Origin of the sequence: Streptococcus oralis (assembly GCF_001578945.1) — a bacterium.
Taxonomy (GTDB): Bacteria; Bacillota; Bacilli; order Lactobacillales; family Streptococcaceae; genus Streptococcus; species Streptococcus oralis_Q.
Genome location: NZ_KQ969551.1, coordinates 480,956 through 484,950, shown reverse-complemented (window position 1 = coordinate 484,950; position 3,995 = coordinate 480,956). Strand labels below are relative to the sequence as shown.

Annotated in this window: 5 protein-coding genes and 1 pseudogene; 3 read left to right on the top strand and 3 right to left on the bottom strand. The window is 39.6% G+C overall.

Annotated elements, in window-relative coordinates; translation table 11 throughout:
* The 3 genes and pseudogenes from SORDD16_RS04995 to coaA form a co-directional block, all read right to left on the bottom strand.
* Positions 1–327: pseudogene (locus SORDD16_RS04995) on the bottom strand (DNA topology modulation protein); the annotation flags it as partial.
* 52 nt (positions 328–379) lie between these two features.
* On the bottom strand, positions 380–616 hold the full coding sequence (gene rpsT, locus SORDD16_RS04990; protein ID WP_001274000.1) for a 30S ribosomal protein S20: 237 nt from the start codon (positions 614–616) through the stop codon (positions 380–382).
* Between the two features lie 67 nt (positions 617–683).
* Positions 684–1,604 carry a type I pantothenate kinase gene (gene coaA / locus SORDD16_RS04985; RefSeq protein ID WP_061452583.1) on the bottom strand — a complete coding sequence of 307 codons (921 nt, stop codon included), beginning with the start codon at positions 1,602–1,604 and terminating at the stop codon, positions 684–686.
* 202 nt (positions 1,605–1,806) lie between these two features.
* On the opposite strand from coaA, the gene SORDD16_RS04980 reads away from it, so the two are divergent.
* From SORDD16_RS04980 to SORDD16_RS04970, 3 genes are all read left to right on the top strand, one after another.
* The gene (locus SORDD16_RS04980; protein WP_061452582.1) at positions 1,807–2,211 is read left to right on the top strand and encodes a hypothetical protein; all 405 of its coding nucleotides are present in this window, start codon (positions 1,807–1,809) and stop codon (positions 2,209–2,211) included.
* Positions 2,212–2,413: 202 nt separating this feature from the next.
* Positions 2,414–3,004, top strand: coding sequence for a methyltransferase (locus tag SORDD16_RS04975; protein ID WP_081215140.1), 591 nt, complete (start codon positions 2,414–2,416; stop codon positions 3,002–3,004).
* Positions 3,001–3,995, top strand: a 995-nt coding sequence (locus SORDD16_RS04970) for a pyrimidine-nucleoside phosphorylase (RefSeq protein WP_061452644.1), incomplete at its 3' end; no start/stop codon positions are given. The genes SORDD16_RS04975 and SORDD16_RS04970, both read left to right, overlap by 4 nt.

Sequence of the window (3,995 nt, the reverse complement as noted above, 5' to 3'; positions counted from 1 at the left end):
CCTGACCTTGCCTCGGTATGCGAGATATCGTTTAAAGGCTCGAAAGAGACAAGTCCATGGTGAAAAGTTGAGAAAGATGATTTGGTCAGCTTCCAGTATTCTTTCTTTATAGCAACACCAAGAGTAGTTGCCGTCGATGACCCAAGTTTCATGCTTTGTGAGAAAGTTTTTCATCTCGGTCAACATCCATTCGCGGTCACTGTCTTGCCAACCAGGTTGAAACTGAAGTATGTCCATATGTAGTTTTGGGATAGAGTAGTAGTGAGATAACTTTTCTGCCAGAGTTGACTTGCCGGCTCCAGAATATCCGATGATTGCTATTTTCATTTTCTTCCTTTTCTGATTAGAGGACAAAAAAACAGCCTCTATGGACTGTTTCTTATTTAGCAAGTTTAGCTGAAAGACGAGCTTTATCGCGGCTTGCTTTGTTTTTATGAATCAAACCTTTAGTTTCTGCTTTGTCGATAGCTGAGCTAGCAGCACGGAAAAGTTCTTCAGAAGGGTTTGCTTCGAAAGCTTTGATAGCAGTACGCATAGCTGATTTTTGAGCTGAGTTTTTTTCGTTTTGTTTAACGTTCAATTCAGCGCGTTTGATAGCTGATTTAATGTTTGCCAATGTTCTTACCTCCATATTTACTAACTATACCATTATATATGAAAACTTAGGTTTTGACAAGGGGAAATTATTTTTTTAGGTAAATTTCATCGATTTCATGGTTTTTAGTCTTGTGGAGAATAACCTCGGCACGATTCCTTGTCGGTTCGATATAGTTTTGTAGATTTGTGAGATTAATACTGGTCCAAACCTGATGTGCAAAAGCTTCTACTTCTCCTATTGGCATTTGAGTAAAACGATAGTAGTAGCTTTCGGGATCGTTTTGAGCTAGGCTCAGCATTTTCAAGAAACGGTCAAGATACCAACTCTCGATGTCATCTACTGCAGCATCAACATAGATAGAAAAGTCAAAGAAGTCAGTGATATAGAGACGCTCGTTTTGTGGATTTTGAAAGACATTAATCCCCTCGACAATCACAAAGTCAGCAGCTTTGACCCGTTGTTTTTCCCCAGGAACGATGTCGTAGACTTCATGAGAATAGACAGGAATATCCACATCTTGACCATTTTTAATCCGATCCAAGAAGTTTAGGAGTGCTTCCATATTATAGCTTTCAGGAAATCCCTTGCGATTTAAAATCCCTTGCTCAATCAAGCTCTGGTTGGGATAGAGAAAGCCGTCAGTTGTTACCAACTCAACCGTAGCATCTGTAAGCGTACGGGACAGTAGGATTTGAAGTAGGCGACTGGTTGTGGATTTTCCAACAGCAACACTCCCAGAAACCCCAATGATAAAAGGTCGGGATTTGCTTTCCTGTTGGAGGAAAATTCCTTTGGAAAAGGCCAAATCATCCTTGGTACGCTTGTAAATCTGGATGAGATGGGCTAGGGGAAGATAGACATTGGTAACATCCTGTAGACTAATCTGGTCATTGAAACTCTTGATGGATTCTAACTCTTCCTCTGTCAAGGGAGGGGTTGTTTTGCGATGCAATGATTGCCAAGTCTGGCGACTGATTTTTTCAAAATGTAAAAATTCGTTGGTCATTTGTTTTCCCCTAGATATTTTGTTTATCATACCATAAAAAGCTAAAAAAATAAAGCGGTTTCTTGATAGTAATAAGTAAATGTCCTATAATAGAGGTAGATGGAGGTTGAATAATTTAATGATGAGATAGGGAATTGTTTCTGAAGACTTATCAGTTATTAAAAGTGGGCTTTTTTAGTTCGCAACTTATAGGAGGTGTGTCATGAAAATCTTAAAAAGTTATATATTGGAACTCTGTTTTATTTTAAGTTTTGCACTACCTTTTATAAAAGGAGTCAATGCGGATAATGGTAAACGCTTTGTAGAAACCTATTACGGTTTTACCTTCTTAATGGATCATCTCCTTGTAACAGTTATCTTTATCTGTTCACTCTTGATTACTTGGCTAGTAAAAAAGCAGTGGACGAAATGGCTTGCTGCTGGTAGTTATCTATTTTTGATTTTGTGGATTGTTACAGAAGGATATCTATTCCGTATGTCACTAGAAGATTTGATACGACTTTGGACAAGTTTGGAAATTCTGACACAAACTTATCAGTTGGGTTTTTATCTAAACATCATATTGGGAATCCTGTTGATAATAAAGTATTTTAAGGTTAAGAAATAGTAATAAAAATGTGCCTGATTACAGACGATCTGTTTTTTCCTGACAATGATAATTTGTAGTTCCTGATAGATTGTAATGTATTTCTAATAATTGAAAGAGATTGAAGAAAAGGTTTTTTGACTAGGATTCTTCAGTCTTTTTCATTTGATCATCACTTTGTAAACGATTTACAATTTAAGCCAAATTATGGTAAAATAGTTTTATGAGTAAAATGTATTATGCAGAGAATCCTGATGCTGCTCACGACATTCATGAGTTGAGAGTGGAGTTGTTGGGAGAAAATATGACCTTTTTAACAGATGCGGGTGTTTTTAGCAAGAAAATGGTTGACTTTGGGAGTCAACTTTTATTGAAGTGTTTGGAGGTTAACAAAGGAGAAACGGTCCTTGATGTAGGCTGTGGATACGGGCCATTGGGTTTGTCATTGGTCAAGGCTTATGGAGTTCAGGCAACCATGGTCGATATCAATAATCGTGCCTTGGACTTAGCGCGACAAAATGCTGAACGAAATAAAGTAGAAGCGACGATTTTTCAGTCTAATATCTATGAACAAGTTGAAGGGGAATTTGACCATGTTATTTCCAATCCGCCCATTCGAGCTGGTAAACAAGTTGTTCATGAGATTATCGAAAAGAGCAGAGAATTTTTGAAAGACAGAGGAGATTTAACCATCGTCATTCAGAAAAAGCAAGGAGCTCCAAGTGCTAAAAGTAAGATGGAAGACGTTTTTGGAAATTGTGAGATTATCAAGAAAGATAAAGGCTATTATATCTTGAGGAGTGTGAAAGAATGAGAGCAGTTGATGTAATTCAAAAGAAACGAGATGGTCAAGAACTGACTGCAGCTGAAATCAAATGGTTGGTTGAAGGCTATGTGGCTGGAACGGTTCCAGACTATCAGATGTCAGCTTTTGCTATGGCTGTTTATTTTAAAGGAATGACCACACGTGAGATTTCTGACTTGACGATGAATATGGTCAAGACAGGTCAGGAGTTTGATTTGTCAGCTATTGAGGGGGTTAAAGTTGATAAGCATTCGACTGGTGGTGTGGGTGATAAGGTGACCTTAATTTTAGCTCCTTTAGTAGCAAGTTTTGGCGTTCCCGTAGCTAAAATGAGTGGTCGTGGTCTCGGCCATACTGGTGGGACAATTGATAAATTGGAGTCCATTAAGGGCTATCAAGTTGAGCGTAGTCAAGAAGATTTTATTCGTCAGGTACAGGACATTGGTGTATCTGTCATTGGGCAGTCCGATCAGCTGGTTAAAGCAGACAAGCTTCTCTATGCCCTCCGTGATGTGACAGCAACTGTCGACACGATTCCTTTGATTGCAAGCTCCGTGATGAGCAAGAAGATCGCCGCAGGAGCGGATGCCATCTTGCTAGACGTAACGGTCGGTGAGGGTGCCTTCATGAAGACTGTTGATGAGGCGCGTGAATTGGCTCAAACCATGGTAGAACTTGGTAAGGCAGTTGGTCGAAAGACGGTAGCAGTCATTACCGATATGAGCCAACCCTTGGGAAGAGCCATTGGCAATCGTCTCGAAATCCTTGAGGCAATCGAGATTCTCCAAGGAAAAGGCCGAGAAGATATTAGTCACTTTATCTGCGAGTTAGCTCAGATTATGCTTGGCTTGGCAAATGTTGATAAGACGGTCGAAGAAATCCGTCAACACCTGGAAAATGGCCAAGCACTGGCTAAGTTTGAAGAAATGGTAGCAGCACAAGGCGGTGATTTAGAAGATCTCTATCGCCCAGTCAAAGTTGACCATGTGGTGGAAATTCC